This window comes from Xanthomonas sp. MUS 060 (assembly GCF_000963215.1).
Classification (GTDB): domain Bacteria; phylum Pseudomonadota; class Gammaproteobacteria; order Xanthomonadales; family Xanthomonadaceae; genus Xanthomonas_A.
On the sequence record NZ_JZIM01000023.1, the window covers coordinates 23,836 to 40,251 of the forward strand.

The 16,416-nt window shown below is 62.7% G+C and carries 15 protein-coding genes, 3 tRNA genes and 3 pseudogenes; 10 read left to right on the plus strand and 11 right to left on the minus strand.

Going from position 1 to position 16,416, the window contains the following annotated elements:
* Positions 1-13 precede the first annotated feature (13 nt).
* Complete coding sequence (locus XANALMUS060_RS14930; protein ID WP_045739119.1) at positions 14-784, plus strand: SDR family oxidoreductase; 771 nt, start codon at positions 14-16, stop codon at positions 782-784.
* 68 nt (positions 785-852) lie between these two features.
* Positions 853-1,419 carry an elongation factor P-like protein YeiP gene (yeiP, locus tag XANALMUS060_RS14935; RefSeq protein ID WP_045739120.1) on the plus strand — a complete coding sequence of 189 codons (567 nt, stop codon included), beginning with the start codon at positions 853-855 and terminating at the stop codon, positions 1,417-1,419.
* A gap of 78 nt (positions 1,420-1,497) precedes the next feature.
* Here yeiP and XANALMUS060_RS14940 read toward each other — a convergent pair whose 3' ends face one another.
* The 3 genes from XANALMUS060_RS14940 to XANALMUS060_RS14950 all read right to left on the minus strand — a co-directional run bounded on the left by XANALMUS060_RS14940 (position 1,498) and on the right by XANALMUS060_RS14950 (position 5,236).
* Positions 1,498-3,408: a DUF4105 domain-containing protein gene (locus tag XANALMUS060_RS14940; protein ID WP_045739121.1), complete on the minus strand. Its 1,911-nt coding sequence runs from the start codon at positions 3,406-3,408 to the stop codon at positions 1,498-1,500.
* Positions 3,405-3,716 (minus strand): DUF2388 domain-containing protein, encoded by a 312-nt coding sequence (locus tag XANALMUS060_RS14945; RefSeq protein ID WP_045739122.1) that lies wholly within the window; start codon positions 3,714-3,716, stop codon positions 3,405-3,407. The genes XANALMUS060_RS14940 and XANALMUS060_RS14945 overlap by 4 nt, the downstream gene beginning before the upstream one ends.
* 131 nt (positions 3,717-3,847) lie before the next feature.
* Positions 3,848-5,236, minus strand: a complete 1,389-nt coding sequence (locus XANALMUS060_RS14950) for an FAD-binding oxidoreductase (RefSeq protein WP_045739123.1) — start codon at positions 5,234-5,236, stop codon at positions 3,848-3,850.
* A 212-nt stretch (positions 5,237-5,448) separates the two neighbouring features.
* Between XANALMUS060_RS14950 and XANALMUS060_RS22710 the strand changes: the two genes are divergently transcribed.
* The gene (locus XANALMUS060_RS22710) at positions 5,449-5,583 is read left to right on the plus strand and encodes a hypothetical protein (protein ID WP_255352384.1); all 135 of its coding nucleotides are present in this window, start codon (positions 5,449-5,451) and stop codon (positions 5,581-5,583) included.
* On the opposite strand, the gene XANALMUS060_RS14955 is transcribed toward XANALMUS060_RS22710, so the two are convergent.
* A complete protein-coding gene (locus XANALMUS060_RS14955; RefSeq protein WP_045739123.1) occupies positions 5,555-6,943 on the minus strand; it encodes an FAD-binding oxidoreductase in 1,389 nt (462 codons plus the stop codon). The two genes, XANALMUS060_RS22710 and XANALMUS060_RS14955, sit on opposite strands and share 29 nt — an antisense overlap.
* 212 nt (positions 6,944-7,155) lie before the next feature.
* Between XANALMUS060_RS14955 and serA the strand changes: the two genes are divergently transcribed.
* Positions 7,156-8,397: a phosphoglycerate dehydrogenase gene (gene serA / locus XANALMUS060_RS14960; RefSeq protein WP_045739124.1), complete on the plus strand. Its 1,242-nt coding sequence runs from the start codon at positions 7,156-7,158 to the stop codon at positions 8,395-8,397.
* 176 nt (positions 8,398-8,573) lie between these two features.
* Here serA and XANALMUS060_RS14965 read toward each other — a convergent pair whose 3' ends face one another.
* Positions 8,574-9,110, minus strand: a complete 537-nt coding sequence (locus XANALMUS060_RS14965; RefSeq protein WP_045739125.1) for a GspH/FimT family pseudopilin — start codon at positions 9,108-9,110, stop codon at positions 8,574-8,576.
* 147 nt (positions 9,111-9,257) lie between these two features.
* On the opposite strand from XANALMUS060_RS14965, the gene uvrB reads away from it, so the two are divergent.
* A complete protein-coding gene (gene uvrB / locus XANALMUS060_RS14970; RefSeq protein WP_045739126.1) occupies positions 9,258-11,270 on the plus strand; it encodes an excinuclease ABC subunit UvrB in 2,013 nt (670 codons plus the stop codon).
* 95 nt (positions 11,271-11,365) lie between these two features.
* Positions 11,366-11,440, plus strand: a tRNA-Val gene (locus XANALMUS060_RS14975).
* Between the two features lie 126 nt (positions 11,441-11,566).
* Here XANALMUS060_RS14975 and XANALMUS060_RS20060 read toward each other — a convergent pair.
* Positions 11,567-11,800 (minus strand): hypothetical protein, encoded by a 234-nt coding sequence (locus XANALMUS060_RS20060; RefSeq protein ID WP_152640526.1) that lies wholly within the window; start codon positions 11,798-11,800, stop codon positions 11,567-11,569.
* A gap of 90 nt (positions 11,801-11,890) precedes the next feature.
* Between XANALMUS060_RS20060 and XANALMUS060_RS14980 the strand changes: the two are divergent.
* Positions 11,891-12,079 (plus strand): annotated as a pseudogene (locus tag XANALMUS060_RS14980) (IS3 family transposase); the annotation flags it as partial.
* Positions 12,080-12,127: 48 nt separating this feature from the next.
* On the opposite strand, the gene XANALMUS060_RS20640 reads toward XANALMUS060_RS14980, so the two are convergent.
* The gene (locus tag XANALMUS060_RS20640) at positions 12,128-12,271 is read right to left on the minus strand and encodes a hypothetical protein (protein ID WP_161795433.1); all 144 of its coding nucleotides are present in this window, start codon (positions 12,269-12,271) and stop codon (positions 12,128-12,130) included.
* A gap of 78 nt (positions 12,272-12,349) precedes the next feature.
* Between XANALMUS060_RS20640 and XANALMUS060_RS22190 the strand changes: the two are divergent.
* The 3 genes and pseudogenes from XANALMUS060_RS22190 to XANALMUS060_RS14995 form a co-directional block, all read left to right on the plus strand.
* Positions 12,350-12,699, plus strand: a pseudogene (locus XANALMUS060_RS22190) (integrase core domain-containing protein); the annotation flags it as partial.
* A 240-nt stretch (positions 12,700-12,939) separates the two neighbouring features.
* Positions 12,940-13,016, plus strand: a tRNA-Gly gene (locus XANALMUS060_RS14990).
* A 237-nt stretch (positions 13,017-13,253) separates the two neighbouring features.
* Positions 13,254-13,329 (plus strand) — tRNA-Gly (locus XANALMUS060_RS14995).
* Between the two features lie 182 nt (positions 13,330-13,511).
* Here XANALMUS060_RS14995 and XANALMUS060_RS17645 read toward each other — a convergent pair.
* The 4 genes and pseudogenes from XANALMUS060_RS17645 to XANALMUS060_RS15015 all read right to left on the minus strand — a co-directional run.
* Positions 13,512-14,420 (minus strand): hypothetical protein, encoded by a 909-nt coding sequence (locus XANALMUS060_RS17645; protein WP_052688189.1) that lies wholly within the window; start codon positions 14,418-14,420, stop codon positions 13,512-13,514.
* Complete coding sequence (locus tag XANALMUS060_RS15005; RefSeq protein ID WP_045739127.1) at positions 14,417-15,085, minus strand: hypothetical protein; 669 nt, start codon at positions 15,083-15,085, stop codon at positions 14,417-14,419. Before XANALMUS060_RS15005 ends, XANALMUS060_RS17645 begins: the two co-directional genes overlap by 4 nt.
* 78 nt (positions 15,086-15,163) lie before the next feature.
* Positions 15,164-15,604: a hypothetical protein gene (locus XANALMUS060_RS15010; RefSeq protein WP_045739128.1), complete on the minus strand. Its 441-nt coding sequence runs from the start codon at positions 15,602-15,604 to the stop codon at positions 15,164-15,166.
* 318 nt (positions 15,605-15,922) lie between these two features.
* Positions 15,923-16,416 (minus strand): annotated as a pseudogene (locus XANALMUS060_RS15015) (integrase core domain-containing protein); the annotation flags it as partial.

Sequence of the window (16,416 nt, forward strand, 5' to 3'; positions counted from 1 at the left end):
TAAGGAAATCTCCATGCAACTTGCCGATCTGCGCGCCGTGGTCACCGGCGGCGTGTCCGGCCTTGGACTGGCCGTGGCGCAGCGCATCGTCGCCGAGGGTGGCAAAGTGGCGCTGTTGGATCTGAACGACGACAAGGGCGCCGCCGCGATTACCGCGCTGGGCAAGCACCATGCCTGCTACCTGCGCACCGACGTCAGCAACGAGGCCCAAGTGGCGGCACAGTTGGATACCGCACAGCAGTTCCTCGGCGGCCTCAACACCGCGATCAACTGTGCCGGCATCCTCGGCGCAGGCCGCATCCTCGGCAAGGAAGCGCCGATGGCGCTGGCCTCGTTCCAGCACACGGTGATGGTCAATCTCGTCGGCAGTTTCAACGTCGCCAAAGCGGCGGCGAACCTGATGCAGCACAACGCGGCTGGCGAGGATGGCGAGCGCGGTGCGATCGTCAACACCGCCAGCATCGCCGCCTACGAAGGCCAGATCGGCCAGGCGGCGTATGCCGCGTCCAAGGGCGGCGTGGTGGCGATGACGCTGCCGATGGCACGCGAACTGGCGCGCTTCGGTATCCGCGTCAACACCGTCGCCCCGGGCATCTTCTGGACACCGATGGTCGATGGCATGCCCGAGGCCGTGCAGCAGTCGCTGGCCGCCGCGATCCCGTATCCTTCGCGCCTCGGCCAGCCGGAGGAATTCGCCGACACGGTGATGTTCCTGCTGCGCAACCGCTACCTCAATGGCGAAGTGATCCGCCTGGACGGTGCGGTACGCCTGGCCCCCAAGTAAGCGCGACATCGGCCCATGGGCCGCTGTCGCGCAGCCCCTCTTCGCCTCCACCCACATACTGTGCCCCCATGAAAGTCAACGAAATCAAGAAAGGCAACGTCGTCGAATACAACAACAGCGTGTACCAGATCCGCGACATCGAGCGCAGCTCGCCGCAGGGGCGTGGCGGCAACGTGCGCTTCCGCTTCGTCATGTACAGCGTGCCCGGCGGCAACAAACTCGACGCCAGTTTCGACGGCGACGACGACCTGCGCGAGGTCGAATTGATGCGCCGTCAGGCCAGCTTCTCCTACAAGGACGGCGAGGCGTTCGTGTTCCTCGACGACGAGGACTACACGCCCTACACGCTGGACGCCGACGCCATCGGCAACGACGCCGGCTACATCACCGACGGTCTCAGCGGCATCTACGTGCAGGTCATCGACGACCAGCCGGTGGCGATCCAACTGCCGCAGAGCGTCACCCTGGAAGTGGTCGAAACGCCGCCGGAGCTCAAGGGCGGTACCGCGACCAAGCGGCCCAAACCGGCCAAACTCAACACCGGCATCGAGATCATGGTGCCGGAGTACATCGGCAACGGCGAACGCGTGCTGGTCAACACCACGACCGGCGAGTTCGCAGGCCGCGCGGACTGAGCACCACCGCGCGGCGGCGACAACGACACCTGCGCGACCACACCGCGCGATGGCAGCCACCTTGGATCGACCTGCCGCTCACTGCACTGACGGCAGTGACAACTGCGAGGATGTATTCAATTGCAGCCCGCCGCCCTCGCGGTTGAGCGTGCGCAGACGCGCCCCCAGCGTCGCCAGATTCGTGTCGAGCTGCTCCAGCTCCGCCTGCAACGGCGACGGCAACAGATCACGCAGGCGTTTGCGCAGTGCGGTGCCGTCGGCGCGCAGCGCGGTGATCCACGCCTGACTGCGCTCCTGCAGCCAGGCACGCTCCTGTGCCTGCGGCAGGCCGTAGCCCGGCTGACCCTGCAACAAACTGGACGGTTGACTCAACAACCCCTGCTGCGCGAGCACCGCGCGTACCGCCGCGGCCGCCTCGCGGGTATCGCCGAGGGGATCGAAGCTGTTGCCAGGACGCACCGGCGCAAACCAGGACGACGCGCGCAGATAACGCCGCTTCAGCGCGTCGCGAGCGCGCATCTCGGCACGCAAGCGGGCGGCATTCTCCAGCAGCAACAACGCCGCACTGGCGCGCAGATCGCCGCGTTGCAGCCAAGGCGCACGCTGCGCGGCCGGCAGATCCAGCCAAGCATTGACATCGCGTGCCGGCAACGCCAGACCCGCACGCGCCACCGCGAACATCTCGGCGAAATACGCGCTCGCCGCCGGGAAGTAATACCCCTGCCGCACCGCCGCCGCGTTGCTCTCCAACACCGAGGCATCGGCGATACCAGCGCGCAGCAGGCGCTGACGCAGGCCGGTCGGTGTGATGCCGGACAAGTGCGCGGCGGCTAATCGCGGTACCGCATCGTGCAGCAAGGCGTAGGTCTCTACGGCGCAGTTGTTGCTGAGAAAGTAATAGCGACCGTCGTAGCTCCAATGCAGTTGTCCGGCGCGCTCCAGCAACGCGACGATCTCATCGCGGCGCAGGTTCAACGGCAGCGACTGCAGCCCGCGCAGTTGTACCTGGGTGTAGTCGTCGATCACTTGATGCAGCGGCAGCACGAACAACCGCGACGGATACGAACCAATCAATCCTCGCAGGTTGGAAATCTGCACATCGTTGACGAAGGCGCGAAACGACAGCACCACGTGGTCAGCCAAATCGAGCCGGCATTGCGGCCCGAGCGGCCGTCCCGGCGCGCAGATCACCAGGCGCAGCATGCTGTGGCCCCAGCGACTCATCGGCTGCGTATTGCCTTCGGCCAGCAGGTAATCCACCGCATAGACCCGTGCCGGGTCCACTTGCAGCAGCAGCGCCTGCTCGGCCAGCGGGTCCTGCACGAAGGTCAGGCCGGGCGCGCAGCGGGTCGGCGGCGGCGTCCATGCCAGACGCTGAGCGAAGTAGTCGGCCAAGGCCGGACGACGGCAGACATAATCCGGATCGAGCAGGACGTGTTCCAGATTCACCGCCACGTACTCTGCCGGCGATTCCAACTCGTAACGATCCGGACTGCGCTCGGTGAGGGCGTTGTGGTCGCGGCGCAAGCCCAGGCGCATCGGACTCACCTGCCATCCGGCCAAGTCCAGCAGGCGCGGATCGGACGATAAGTGGCCGGCTGCGGAATGGTCGTAAACATGCGCTAGTTCGTGCAGCAGCGCGGCCATAGCCGGTCGCCGTGCCGGATCGCTGGCCGGATCGGTGCCGGCATTGGCCGCCATCCATTCGCGCAGCAATTGCTTGTTCAACAGCACGCTCTGTGCCAAGGCGCGTCCGTGCACCTGCGGCGGTAGATCGTCGCGCCACTGTACCGGCACAGAGGCAGGCAGTGCCGCCGCCCAGGCCGGTGGCAGCCGTGCCTGCGCGGCATCGAGCAAGCTCCGACTGGCCGCGCGCTCGGAAGCGCTCAGCCCCTGGTCATCGCATTGCAATTGCACCGCTTGCGCCGGGACCGCGCAGGCCAGCGCTGCCAGGACGAGCCACCGCGCCACGCGGCGGCGCAGTGTCACAGCGCCAGGATCGCCTGCGCCAATTCCAGGTCGCTGGCCTGCCGCGCCTGCCGATTGCGCTCGCGCAGCACACGCAGCGCCGCCTCCAATTGCGCGCCACGGATACGACCGGCGCTGGCGACGAAACCGGCCGCGTCATCGCGCGCCTGTAGCACAATCTTGTTGTTCCGGTTCGAACTGCTGTTCGAGGATTCCGAGCTGCCCGCCGAGCCAGCCGATGCGGAACCAGCCGAGCTGCCGGCGAAGCTGGACGCCTGCGCGAACACGGGCACGATCAGAGCGAACAGCAGGGTCAAGCGCGCAGTCATTCGGGTCATCGCAATCGTTCCAGACAAAAATGTCGTGTAGAGGAGCGCGGACAAGGCCGCAGCACATCGCCAGGCGATCCACCGCGAGCAGTGGCTGAACCCGTGATCGGGCCGCGACGCCGCATGGGCGCTCAACTATCGAACAGTTTACCTGGATTGAGCAAACCGGATGGATCGAACACGCGCTTGACCGCGCGCATCAACGCAATCTCCTGCGCACTGCGGGTGCTGTCCAGATAGGGCTTCTTGACCAGGCCGATCCCATGCTCGGCGGAAATACTGCCACCATGCGCGGCCAGCACCTGCGCGAGCAGCTTGGTGACGTGTTCGCAGGCGGCGATGAAATCCGCCGACGCGGTGGCCTCGGGCTTGAGCACGTTGATATGCAGGTTGCCATCGCCGATGTGGCCGAACCAGACCACGTCGAACTGCGGGTACGCCTGCCCGAGCAGCGCCTGGGTCTGCGCCAGGAACGCCGGCATCGCCGAGATCCGCACCGAGACATCGTTCTTGTACGGCGTGTAACGCGCCACCGCCTCGGTGATGCCCTCGCGCAGGCGCCATAGCTGCGCCGCCTGCGCCTGACTCTGGCTGATGACCCCATCCAGGACCCAGCCCTGCTCCATGCACGCCTCGAACGCGCCCAGCGCCGCGGCTTCCCGCGCCTCATCGCCACTGGCGTATTCGGTGACCACGTAGTACGGATACAGCGTGTCGAACGGCGCCTGCGCGCCATGCGCCAGCACATGCTCCAGCGCGCGGTCGGTGAAGAATTCGAACGCCTCCAACTGCAACGCAGAACGGAACGCGGCGAACACCTCCATCAACACCTCGAACGAGGGCAACGCAAGCAACATCACGTTGCTGGGCGGCGGCGGATCGGTCAGCCGCAAGGTCGCCTCGACCACGATGCCGAGTGTGCCTTCCGAGCCAATCAGCAACTGGCGGAAATCGTAGCCGCTGGAATTCTTGATCAACCCGCGATTGAGATCGAGCAGCTCGCCGCTGCCAGTGACCACTTTCAGCCCGGCGATCCACTCGCGGGTATTGCCGTAACGGATCACGCGGATACCGCCGGCATTGGTGGCGATGTTGCCGCCGATCGAGCACGAGCCGCGCGCGGCGAAATCCACCGGATACACCAAGCCATGTTCGCGTGCGGCATTGTGTACCGCCTCCAGCGGCATGCCCGCCTGCACCGTCAACGTGCGATCGACCGGATCGAAGGCCAGCGCTTTGTTCATCCGCTCCAGGCTCAGCACCAGTTCGCCGTGCGCGGCCACCGCACCACCGGACAGGCCGGTACGACCACCGGAAGGCACCACCGCCACCGCGTGGGCATTGGCCCAGCACAGCACCGCCTGCACCTCCTCCACCGTGGCCGGGAGCGCAATCGCCAACGGCGCCGGGGTCCAGCGCCGGGTCCAGTCGCGCCCGTAGTGTTCCAGGTCGGCAGGATCGGTCTTCAGCCGTAGGGTGGGAACGGCGTGAGCCAGGGCGTCCAGGCGCGGGTCGGTCATGGTCAAAAGTCGGCAACGAAAGCAAGCCCTCAAGCGTGCCAGTGTCGCACCGCTGCGTCCAGCGTGCGTGACAACGGACCGATACAGGAGAAACCATTGTCGGCGCTACGTTTACGCTGCGCCGCTCCACATTGCGGCCAATGGCCACGCACCCAAGTGCGGGCGCATCTGGCATAGTGGCCGGCCCCGTTGGCCATGGCCCGCTCGCCGCAATGTCGCCCAAGAAAACCTCGTTCCCGAAGCAGGAGATCCGCGTACTGCTGCTCGAAGGCATCAGCCAGACCGCCATCGACACGTTCCGCGCCGCCGCATGGGCGCTCAACTATCGAACAGTTTACCTGGATTGAGCAAACCGGATGGATCGAACACGCGCTTGACCGCGCGCATCAACGCAATCTCCTGCGCACTGCGGGTGCTGTCCAGATAGGGCTTCTTGACCAGGCCGATCCCATGCTCGGCGGAAATACTGCCACCATGCGCGGCCAGCACCTGCGCGAGCAGCTTGGTGACGTGTTCGCAGGCGGCGATGAAATCCGCCGACGCGGTGGCCTCGGGCTTGAGCACGTTGATATGCAGGTTGCCATCGCCGATGTGGCCGAACCAGACCACGTCGAACTGCGGGTACGCCTGCCCGAGCAGCGCCTGGGTCTGCGCCAGGAACGCCGGCATCGCCGAGATCCGCACCGAGACATCGTTCTTGTACGGCGTGTAACGCGCCACCGCCTCGGTGATGCCCTCGCGCAGGCGCCATAGCTGCGCCGCCTGCGCCTGACTCTGGCTGATGACCCCATCCAGGACCCAGCCCTGCTCCATGCACGCCTCGAACGCGCCCAGCGCCGCGGCTTCCCGCGCCTCATCGCCACTGGCGTATTCGGTGACCACGTAGTACGGATACAGCGTGTCGAACGGCGCCTGCGCGCCATGCGCCAGCACATGCTCCAGCGCGCGGTCGGTGAAGAATTCGAACGCCTCCAACTGCAACGCAGAACGGAACGCGGCGAACACCTCCATCAACACCTCGAACGAGGGCAACGCAAGCAACATCACGTTGCTGGGCGGCGGCGGATCGGTCAGCCGCAAGGTCGCCTCGACCACGATGCCGAGTGTGCCTTCCGAGCCAATCAGCAACTGGCGGAAATCGTAGCCGCTGGAATTCTTGATCAACCCGCGATTGAGATCGAGCAGCTCGCCGCTGCCAGTGACCACTTTCAGCCCGGCGATCCACTCGCGGGTATTGCCGTAACGGATCACGCGGATACCGCCGGCATTGGTGGCGATGTTGCCGCCGATCGAGCACGAGCCGCGCGCGGCGAAATCCACCGGATACACCAAGCCATGTTCGCGTGCGGCATTGTGTACCGCCTCCAGCGGCATGCCCGCCTGCACCGTCAACGTGCGATCGACCGGATCGAAGGCCAGCGCTTTGTTCATCCGCTCCAGGCTCAGCACCAGTTCGCCGTGCGCGGCCACCGCACCACCGGACAGGCCGGTACGACCACCGGAAGGCACCACCGCCACCGCGTGGGCATTGGCCCAGCACAGCACCGCCTGCACCTCCTCCACCGTGGCCGGGAGCGCAATCGCCAACGGCGCCGGGGTCCAGCGCCGGGTCCAGTCGCGCCCGTAGTGTTCCAGGTCGGCAGGATCGGTCTTCAGCCGTAGGGTGGGAACGGCGTGAGCCAGGGCGTCCAGGCGCGGGTCGGTCATGGTCAAAAGTCGGCAACGAAAGCAAGCCCTCAAGCGTGCCAGTGTCGCACCGCTGCGTCCAGCGTGCGTGACAACGGACCGATACAGGAGAAACCATTGTCGGCGCTACGTTTACGCTGCGCCGCTCCACATTGCGGCCAATGGCCACGCACCCAAGTGCGGGCGCATCTGGCATAGTGGCCGGCCCCGTTGGCCATGGCCCGCTCGCCGCAATGTCGCCCAAGAAAACCTCGTTCCCGAAGCAGGAGATCCGCGTACTGCTGCTCGAAGGCATCAGCCAGACCGCCATCGACACGTTCCGCGCCGCCGGCTATTCGCAGATCGAATTGCACGCCAAGTCGCTGCCGGAAGAAGAACTCAAGCAGCGCATCGCCGAGGCGCATATCGTCGGTATCCGCTCGCGAACCCAGCTCAGCGCGCCAGTGCTGGCGCAGGCAAAGCGCCTGATCGCGATCGGCTGCTTCTGTATCGGGACCAATCAGGTCGACCTGGACGCGGCCGAACTGGCCGGGATTCCAGTGTTCAACGCGCCCTACTCCAATACCCGCAGCGTTGCCGAACTGGTCATCGCCGAGGCGATCCTATTGTTACGCGGCATTCCGCAAAGAAACGCCGAGTGCCATCGCGGCGGCTGGTCCAAGTCGGCCACCGGCAGCCACGAAACTCGCGGCAAGGTGCTGGGCATTGTCGGCTACGGCCACATCGGCACCCAGGTCGGGGTGCTGGCCGAAGCGCTGGGCATGCAGGTGATCTTCCACGATATCGAAACCAAGCTGTCGCTGGGCAATGCACGGGCGGCGGCCGACCTGAGCGACCTGATGGCACGCGCGGACGTGGTCACTCTGCATGTGCCCGAGCTCGCCTCGACCAAGGACATGATCGGCGCAGCGCAACTGGCGCAGATGAAGCCGGGTGCGCACCTGATCAACGCCTCGCGCGGCAGCGTGATCGATATCGATGCGCTGGACGCGGCGCTGCGCAGCGGCCACATCGGCGGCGCGGCGGTGGACGTGTTCCCGGTCGAACCCAAGGGCAACGGCGAGTTGTTCGAATCGCCTCTGACCGCGCACGACAACGTGATCCTGACCCCGCATGTGGGCGGCAGCACGCTGGAAGCGCAAGACAACATCGGCGTGGAAGTGGCGGCCAAACTGGTGCGCTACAGCGACAACGGCAGCACCTTGTCGGCGGTGAACTTCCCCGAGGTCACCCTGCCCGAACATGACCAAAGCCTGCGTCTGCTGCACATCCATCGCAACGTGCCGGGCGTGCTGTCGCAGGTCAACGATCTGTTCTCGCGCCACAACGTCAACATCGACGGCCAATTCCTGCGCACCGACCCCAAGGTCGGCTATGTGGTGATCGACATCGCCGCCAGCGTGGAACAGGCCACGGCGCTGAAGGAGGAACTGGCACGGGTGGCGGGAACATTACGGACGCGGATTCTGTATTGAGCACCGGCACGCGCAAACCCCTCCGAATGCGGGAGCAGAGGTCAGCGCTGGCGAGTCTCCCACTAGGCTCTTCGTCCATCACCTCGCTCACAGATCTCTGCGTCGAAAACTAACAGCTGTGCAGGATTTCAACGGGGGCATGACAACAGCCGCGCGCAATCGCCGCTGTTGTATTTTCAGTCCGGAGCCAGGCACGGCAGGCCTCCTTTCGCTTTAACCGAGCGCGTCCGGCCACTGTTGTTCACCACAACCTTGGCGCGTAGCCGTCCACGCTCGCATATCCTGACCGTGAGATTGCTGCCGCTGCTGAGTCCGTCCGGGAAGAAGCGGACCAAGGACCTGTCCTGGCTGGATAGCACCACCAACGAGCCGATGGCTGGCGCGGTTTCCTGGCTGAGGATGCTGATGGGCGCGTCGGGCTGACCTCGCCGCTCAGGGTCGCGGAACACCATCCAGCCTTGGCTCCAGTCGCTATCGCTGCGACAGCGGCCGTCCCCGCGAGAAGGGCAAACGCTCACTGGAATGCCGGAACTGATGGCGCTGTTACGCGCCAGTGCGAAATAAGTGCTGAGTTGGTGGATGGTTGCGCTCACCCGATGGCTCGACCGCAAGTCCCCGAACCCCGGCAGACCGATCCCGGTGACGATGCAGATCAGCGCCATCACGATCATTGCTTCCAGCAATGTGTAGCCTTTGCTGCATACTTTGCGCATGATCGCCCTCCTATCCGTGCGAGGCTGCCAGTCTCATGGTCAAGTGACAGGACTTGAATGAGGGGGGGCTGCGTTCCCATGTAGGAGCTTCCCTCGGCGCTAGGTCAGTCGATGCCCATTGCCGTCTCCCACCTTTGAGGTGTGTGCATGTCCGACCGTTTTCAGCTCGTCTCACCATATTCGCCAGCAGGCGACCAGCCAAAAGCGATCGAGAAGCTGGTCGCTGGCTTCCAGGCCGGCCTGGCCAAGCAGACCCTGCTCGGTGTGACCGGCTCGGGCAAGACCTACACCATCGCCAATGTGGTCCAGGCGATCCAGAAGCCGACCTTGGTGATGGCGCCGAACAAGACGCTGGCGGCGCAGCTATACGGCGAATTCAAGGCGTTTTTCCCGAACAATGCGGTCGAGTACTTCGTCAGCTACTACGACTACTACCAGCCCGAGGCGTATGTGCCGTCCTCGGACACCTTCATCGAGAAGGACAGCTCGATCAACGAACACATCGAACAGATGCGGCTGGCCGCGACCAAGACCCTGCTGTCGCGCCCCGATGCGTTGGTGGTGGCCACGGTCTCGGCGATCTATGGCCTGGGCGCGCCGGACGACTATCTGTCGTTGCGTTTGATTCTGTCGATCGGCGAGCACATCGAGCAGCGTCAACTGATTCGCCACCTGACCGACCTGCAGTACACCCGCAACGAGTACGAACTGCATCGCGGCAGCTTCCGTGTGCGCGGCGAAGTCATCGACGTGTTCCCGGCCGAATCCGACAGCGAGGCGCTGCGAATCGAACTGTTCGACGGTGACGTCGAGCAATTGGCGCTGTTCGATCCGCTGACCGGCGAGACCCTGCGCAAACTGCAGCGCTACACGATCTACCCCAAGACGCACTATGCGACCACCCGCGAGCGCACGCTCAGCGCGGTGGATACGATCAAGCTTGAGCTCAAACAACGGCTCGAACAGCTATACGCGCAGAGCAAGCTGGTGGAGGCGCAGCGGCTGGCGCAGCGCACCCAGTTCGATCTGGAAATGATGGCCGAGGTGGGCTATTGCAACGGCATCGAAAACTACTCGCGCCATCTCACTGGCAAGGCAGCGGGCGAGCCGCCGCCGACCCTGTTCGACTACCTGCCGCCCGACGCCTTGCTGGTCGTGGACGAATCCCATGTCACCGTGCCGCAGATCGGCGCGATGTACAAAGGCGACCGCTCGCGCAAGGAGACGCTGGTCGAGTTCGGGTTTCGTTTGCCGTCGGCGCTGGACAACCGGCCACTGCGCTTCGAAGAGTGGGAGGCGCGTTCACCGCGCAGTATCTATGTGTCGGCGACCCCGGGGCCATACGAGTTGCGCGAGTCGGCAGGCGAGATCACAGAGTTGGTGGTGCGGCCGACCGGGTTGATCGATCCGCAGGTGGAGATCCGTCCGGTCGCCACCCAGGTCGACGACCTGCTCTCGCAGATCAACCTGCGCGTGGCCGATGGAGACCGGGTGCTGGTGACCACTCTGACCAAGCGTATGTCCGAGAACCTCACCGAGTACCTGGGCGAGCACGGAGTGAAGGTGCGCTATCTGCACTCGGACATCGATACCGTCGAGCGTGTGGAAATCATCCGTGATCTGCGCCTGGGCAAGTTCGATGTACTGGTCGGCATCAACCTGCTACGCGAAGGACTGGACATGCCGGAAGTATCGCTGGTCGCGATCCTGGATGCGGACAAGGAGGGATTCTTGCGTTCCACCGGTTCGCTGATTCAAACGATTGGCCGTGCTGCGCGCAATGTACGCGGCAAGGCCATTTTGTATGCGGACAAGATGACGCGTTCGATGCAGGCGGCAATCGACGAGACCGGTCGCCGCCGCGAAAAGCAGGTGGAGTACAACCTGGCGCATGGCATCACTCCCAAGTCGGTGGCGCGGCCGATCGTGGATATCCTGGAGGGCGCGCGTGAGGCCGAAGCCAAACCCGGCAAGGGGAAGGCACGTCGTGTGGCGGAAGAATCGCTCGACTATCGCACGCTTGAGCCAGCGGAGATCGCGACACGGCTCAAGGCACTGGAGCAGAAGATGTACCAGCATGCGCGCGACCTGGAATTCGAGGATGCCGCGCGCGTGCGCGACCAGATGAAGAAGCTGCGCGATGCCAGTCTGGTCGGCTAGGTCTGTGCCTAGTCGAAGGCGTGCCCAGGCTATTGTTCTTGCCCGTCAGGTGAGCTAAGATGCGCGCCCCTGTGACGGTGCGCTGTTGCAGACAGGGGCGGTTAGCTCAGCGGTAGAGCACTACCTTGACATGGTAGGGGTCACAGGTTCGAACCCTGTACCGCCCACCAATCAAATCAATGATTTATGGTGATTTGATTGCACTTCCAAGTTACAGCACGGAAGGAATATGGAAAACCGCCCATCAAGAGGCGGTTTTTTCGTTTCCGGGGCTCACAGCGCTGCGCGCTTGTGGGTCACTGACGTGGTGTCGAGCGTGTTGGCCTGCCTGCTGCCGCCAATGATGCAGCTGGCACGGCCAGCGCCGAAACACCGCTCTTTCTTATCCTGGCTGTCGTCGTCTCTTTGCTATGCGTGTTCTGCACCGTTTCCAAGGTCGGCTTGTTGGCGGTCGCCAGTACCACCTCGCGTGTGCCGACGGGCTGCGCCGCCTGCACCAGCACGGCGACGTGCACCGTGTCGTCGCTCAAGCTGTTGGTCACCGCCTGACTATCATGACTCTCGTCGTTTGATGGTCCGCCACCACATCGTGTCGTTCTTGCCTCGCCATCATCACGCGCTTGGTGATCCTGGACGACGCAACGCATGAGGCTGTCGCGATCAAGGTGGAGCGCACCATCTCGGGCCATGGCATGGCGCGCGTGCTGGACCGGCTAGCGCACAGTCGCAGCCTGCCGCAGGCGATCCGTCGCAAAAGCAGGCCGAATCAAAACACCTATCTCCAATCGTTCAATGGCCGACTGCGCGACTGATGCCTCAACGAGAACACGAGCTCCCTACCCTGTTGCATCAACAGACTAAAGATTGCTATGCGTGTTCTGCACCGTTTCCAAGGTCGGCTTGTTGGCGGTCGCCAGTACCACCTCGCGTGTGCCGACGGGCTGCGCCGCCTGCACCAGCACGGCGACGTGCACCGTGTCGTCGCTCAAGCTGTTGGTCACCGCCTGACTATCATGACTCTCGTCGTTTGATGGTCCGCCACCACATCGTGTCGTTCTTGCCTCGCCATCATCACGCGCTTGGTGATCCTGGACGACGCAACGCATGAGGCTGTCGCGATCAAGGTGGAGCGCACCATCTCGGGCCATGGCATGGCGCGCGTGCTGGACCGGCTAGCGCACAGTCGCAGCCTGCCGCAGGCGATCCGTCGCAAAAGCAGGCCGAATCAAAACACCTATCTCCAATCGTTCAATGGCCGACTGCGCGACTGATGCCTCAACGAGAACACGAGCTCCCTACCCTGTTGCATCAACAGACTAAAGAGCCTTAGCGATGCGAATACAAAGAATAGCGACCAGATAAGGCAATCGGCAACATAACCGCGTCCGCGCATGCTCGGCATCTGACCAACAGCAATGTCATGAGACCCGTGCCCCAGACCCGAACACGACTCAGGAACAGGAGCGTCACTACAACCCCAAACGCCGCCACCGCTCCGATGACGATCTGTCCCCTGTAGAGCCAGAACGGCGCTACGCACAACGAAAGTCATTGAGTGTCTACGGAACTCTGGGAGATTCAAACGCCCGCAGACATTGCACGCGACACATCCTTGTAAAGAGATCTAGCGCGATGCTTCGCAGGACTGTAGACTATGCTCTCTGAATGCGGGAATAGCTCAGTTGGTAGAGCGCAACCTTGCCAAGGTTGAGGTCGCGAGTTCGAGTCTCGTTTTCATGAGACCCGTGCCCCAGACCCGAACACGACTCAGGAACAGGAGCGTCACTACAACCCCAAACGCCGCCACCGCTCCGATGACGATCTGTCCCCTGTAGAGCCAGAACGGCGCTACGCACAACGAAAGTCATTGAGTGTCTACGGAACTCTGGGAGATTCAAACGCCCGCAGACATTGCACGCGACACATCCTTGTAAAGAGATCTAGCGCGATGCTTCGCAGGACTGTAGACTATGCTCTCTGAATGCGGGAATAGCTCAGTTGGTAGAGCGCAACCTTGCCAAGGTTGAGGTCGCGAGTTCGAGTCTCGTTTCCCGCTCCAATTCGCATGATGTGAACTTCCAGCGAAGTCAATAGCGTCTTGATGCCACAGCTACTTATGTCTGTGGAGCATCCAGATAAGTCTGCTGAAATCCCCCCCCCAACCAAGCCACACATTTACCGCCAAGCCGCCTTTCAGGCGGCATCACGCGCTGATGCCAAGGCGTGATGCGCCATGGACGATCACCACCAGATGTTGTACATGGCGTAGCGGGTCTCTTCCACCTCGGCATTCCAACTGCCGTAGTGGACGGTACCGTCCCACCAATAACGGTTGCCAGGTTTCGTGTATACGGCCCTTCCAACGCGGTATCTGATTGTGCATGATCCGCCATCGACCCTCCACCAGCCCCCCTGGAAGTCACCGCCCTTCCAGCGACGCACAACGACCTGCACGGGCTGCGCGGTAGTGCCGGGTTGCATCATCTGGGTCCAGCCGAAGGTCTCCGTATAGCTTTTGATGTTGTACATGGCGTAGCGGGTCTCTTCCACCTCGGCATTCCAACTGCCGTAGTGGACGGTACCGTCCCACCAATAACGGTTGCCAGGTTTCGTGTATACGGCCCTTCCAACGCGGTATCTGATTGTGCATGATCCGCCATCGACCCTCCACCAGCCCCCCTGGAAGTCACCGCCCTTCCAGCGACGCACAACGACCTGCACGGGCTGCGCGGTAGTGCCGGGTTGCATCATCTGGGTCCAGCCGAAGGTCTCCGTATAGCTTTTTTGTTTCTGGTACTCGCCCCTGATGTTGAACATTCCCAAGAATGTTCCGATGACGGGGATTGCGCCCAAATTCATGTCCACACCGACCGACCATTGGTACCCCGAGGTATTCGATTTGGTCCAGCTGTAGGTGCAAGTCAAGCCTCTCGGATTGCAGTAGAACGACGGGCCTCGCCAGATCCAGTCGTCCCACGTATTGCTAGCCTGGCTCGTGGGAATTCCCCACGAGGTACTGTCGCCCAGCATGCTCACGAACCCACCGTTGCCGTCGTTGCTCGGAAAACAGGCATCGCCGGCATGGGCGATCTGCAGGGGGGTTGCCGCCAGCACGAAAGCGAAGGCACTGCCGATATGGGTGACTTTCATTGCGCGGGGTCCTTACTCTGAATTCCAAAAATGTTCTGGACGGAATTAATGCTGGGCTTACTATCCGATTCTTGCAATTGGGCATCGGCCGCGGTGATCTGCAGTTTCTTCAGCACCACTGCGGGGGTGTCGATCGGCGTCACATAGTAGCCGCGATCGCCCTTTTTAACCCGCACTGCGCCTGAGTCGATGCTGGTTCCCACCAGGGCCGCACTGCGCCTGAGTCGATGCTGGTTCCCACCAGGGCCCTTAATTAGCGTATTTGCGTGGGCCGACTGAGCCGAACCGTCACTGGCGGCGTCCAACACCACTTCTTTGCCTTCAGCCAGCGCCTTGCGGGCCAGCTCCAGCGTGGCGCTGCCTCCCCGGTCGGCATCGCCGATCACCAGGATGTCATAGCTGCTTTCAGTGCCGGCCGGCAGAGATGCCGAAAGCGCCTTGGCGACGAAGCCCTTTGTAGGGCCGGCGAAATAAACCTTCTGGCGCACGTCAGCATCGGCCGCCACGGCCTTGATGTCGCTGGGCGTGACACTGTCAAGGGCCGCCGCCGGGACTGCTGACGCAACTGCGGATACTTGCAGCGTTAACGTCACCACTAGCGCCGTGCCGGCCGTAAACCGCCACCAGCCGCCGCCCTGATTGCACCTGCGTTCTTTTATAATCATGGTAAACCTCTAGTATTAAAGGAAGGCTCTAAAAACCTTTCCCCTCCAAACACAACCCCACGTGCCAAGAGTTAATCATTACACAATTCGCGTAGCGCCTTCAAGCGGGAGCGTATTTGCGTGGGCCGACTGAGCCGAACCGTCACTGGCGGCGTCCAACACCACTTCTTTGCCTTCAGCCAGCGCCTTGCGGGCCAGCTCCAGCGTGGCGCTGCCTCCCCGGTCGGCATCGCCGATCACCAGGATGTCATAGCTGCTTTCAGTGCCGGCCGGCAGAGATGCCGAAAGCGCCTTGGCGACGAAGCCCTTTGTAGGGCCGGCGAAATAAACCTTCTGGCGCACGTCAGCATCGGCCGCCACGGCCTTGATGTCGCTGGGCGTGACACTGTCAAGGGCCGCCGCCGGGACTGCTGACGCAACTGCGGATACTTGCAGCGTTAACGTCACCACTAGCGCCGTGCCGGCCGTAAACCGCCACCAGCCGCCGCCCTGATTGCACCTGCGTTCTTTTATAATCATGGTAAACCTCTAGTATTAAAGGAAGGCTCTAAAAACCTTTCCCCTCCAAACACAACCCCACGTGCCAAGAGTTAATCATTACACAATTCGCGTAGCGCCTTCAAGCGGGATATTTATTTTCGCCGACGAGGCGACTTCTCACCATCCGACTTCTCACCATCCTGAAGAATAGCAGTCGGGCTTAGAGTCCGGCGGTGATGATAAGGAAGGCTCTAAAAACCTTTCCCCTCCAAATACAACCCCACGTGCCAAGAGTTAATCATTACACAATTCGCGTAGCGCCTTCAAGCGGGATATTTTCGCCGACGAGGCGACTTCTCACCATCCTGAATAGCAGTCGGGTTTAGAGTCCGGCGGTGATGATATTGCTGTTGCCAGGCGTTTGGCATATGCGGCCGGTGTCATGCCGCCGATCGCTTTTTTGGGTCGATCTTCGTTGTACTCGCGTCGCCACCGTTCGATGTCGGTGAGCGCATGTAGCAGCGTCGGGAAGCAGTGTTCATTGAGGCACTCATCGCGCAGTCGGCCATTGAACGATTCGACGTAGGCGTTTTGGTTTGACTTTCCAGGTTGGATCAGCCGTCACTGCACACCACGACCGTGCGCCCAGGCAACCATGGCCTTGCCGCAAATCCCTTGCCATTACCGGTGCGGATCATCTTCGGCAGGCCACGACTGTGCGTCAGTCGCTCCAGCACGCGTGCCACACCATGGCCGGAGATGGCACGCTCCACCTCCATGGCGACTGCTTCGTGGGTCGCATCGTCCACGATCACAAGGCATTTGATTGCTCGGCCTTCGGCGGTGCGGTC

Excerpts from the sequence above, each read along its gene's own strand:
- XANALMUS060_RS14930 (WP_045739119.1), top strand. The coding sequence starts at position 14 with ATGCAACTTGCCGATCTGCGCGCCGTGGTCACCGGCGGCGTGTCCGGC.
- yeiP (WP_045739120.1), top strand. The coding sequence starts at position 853 with ATGAAAGTCAACGAAATCAAGAAAGGCAACGTCGTCGAATACAACAAC.
- XANALMUS060_RS14945 (WP_045739122.1), bottom strand. The coding sequence starts at position 3,716 with ATGACTGCGCGCTTGACCCTGCTGTTCGCTCTGATCGTGCCCGTGTTC.
- XANALMUS060_RS14950 (WP_045739123.1), bottom strand. The coding sequence starts at position 5,236 with ATGACCGACCCGCGCCTGGACGCCCTGGCTCACGCCGTTCCCACCCTA.
- XANALMUS060_RS22710 (WP_255352384.1), top strand. The coding sequence starts at position 5,449 with ATGTCGCCCAAGAAAACCTCGTTCCCGAAGCAGGAGATCCGCGTACTG.
- XANALMUS060_RS14955 (WP_045739123.1), bottom strand. The coding sequence starts at position 6,943 with ATGACCGACCCGCGCCTGGACGCCCTGGCTCACGCCGTTCCCACCCTA.
- serA (WP_045739124.1), top strand. The coding sequence starts at position 7,156 with ATGTCGCCCAAGAAAACCTCGTTCCCGAAGCAGGAGATCCGCGTACTG.
- XANALMUS060_RS14965 (WP_045739125.1), bottom strand. The coding sequence starts at position 9,110 with ATGCGCAAAGTATGCAGCAAAGGCTACACATTGCTGGAAGCAATGATC.
- uvrB (WP_045739126.1), top strand. The coding sequence starts at position 9,258 with ATGTCCGACCGTTTTCAGCTCGTCTCACCATATTCGCCAGCAGGCGAC.
- XANALMUS060_RS17645 (WP_052688189.1), bottom strand. The coding sequence starts at position 14,420 with ATGAAAGTCACCCATATCGGCAGTGCCTTCGCTTTCGTGCTGGCGGCA.
- XANALMUS060_RS15005 (WP_045739127.1), bottom strand. The coding sequence starts at position 15,085 with ATGATTATAAAAGAACGCAGGTGCAATCAGGGCGGCGGCTGGTGGCGG.
- XANALMUS060_RS15010 (WP_045739128.1), bottom strand. The coding sequence starts at position 15,604 with ATGATTATAAAAGAACGCAGGTGCAATCAGGGCGGCGGCTGGTGGCGG.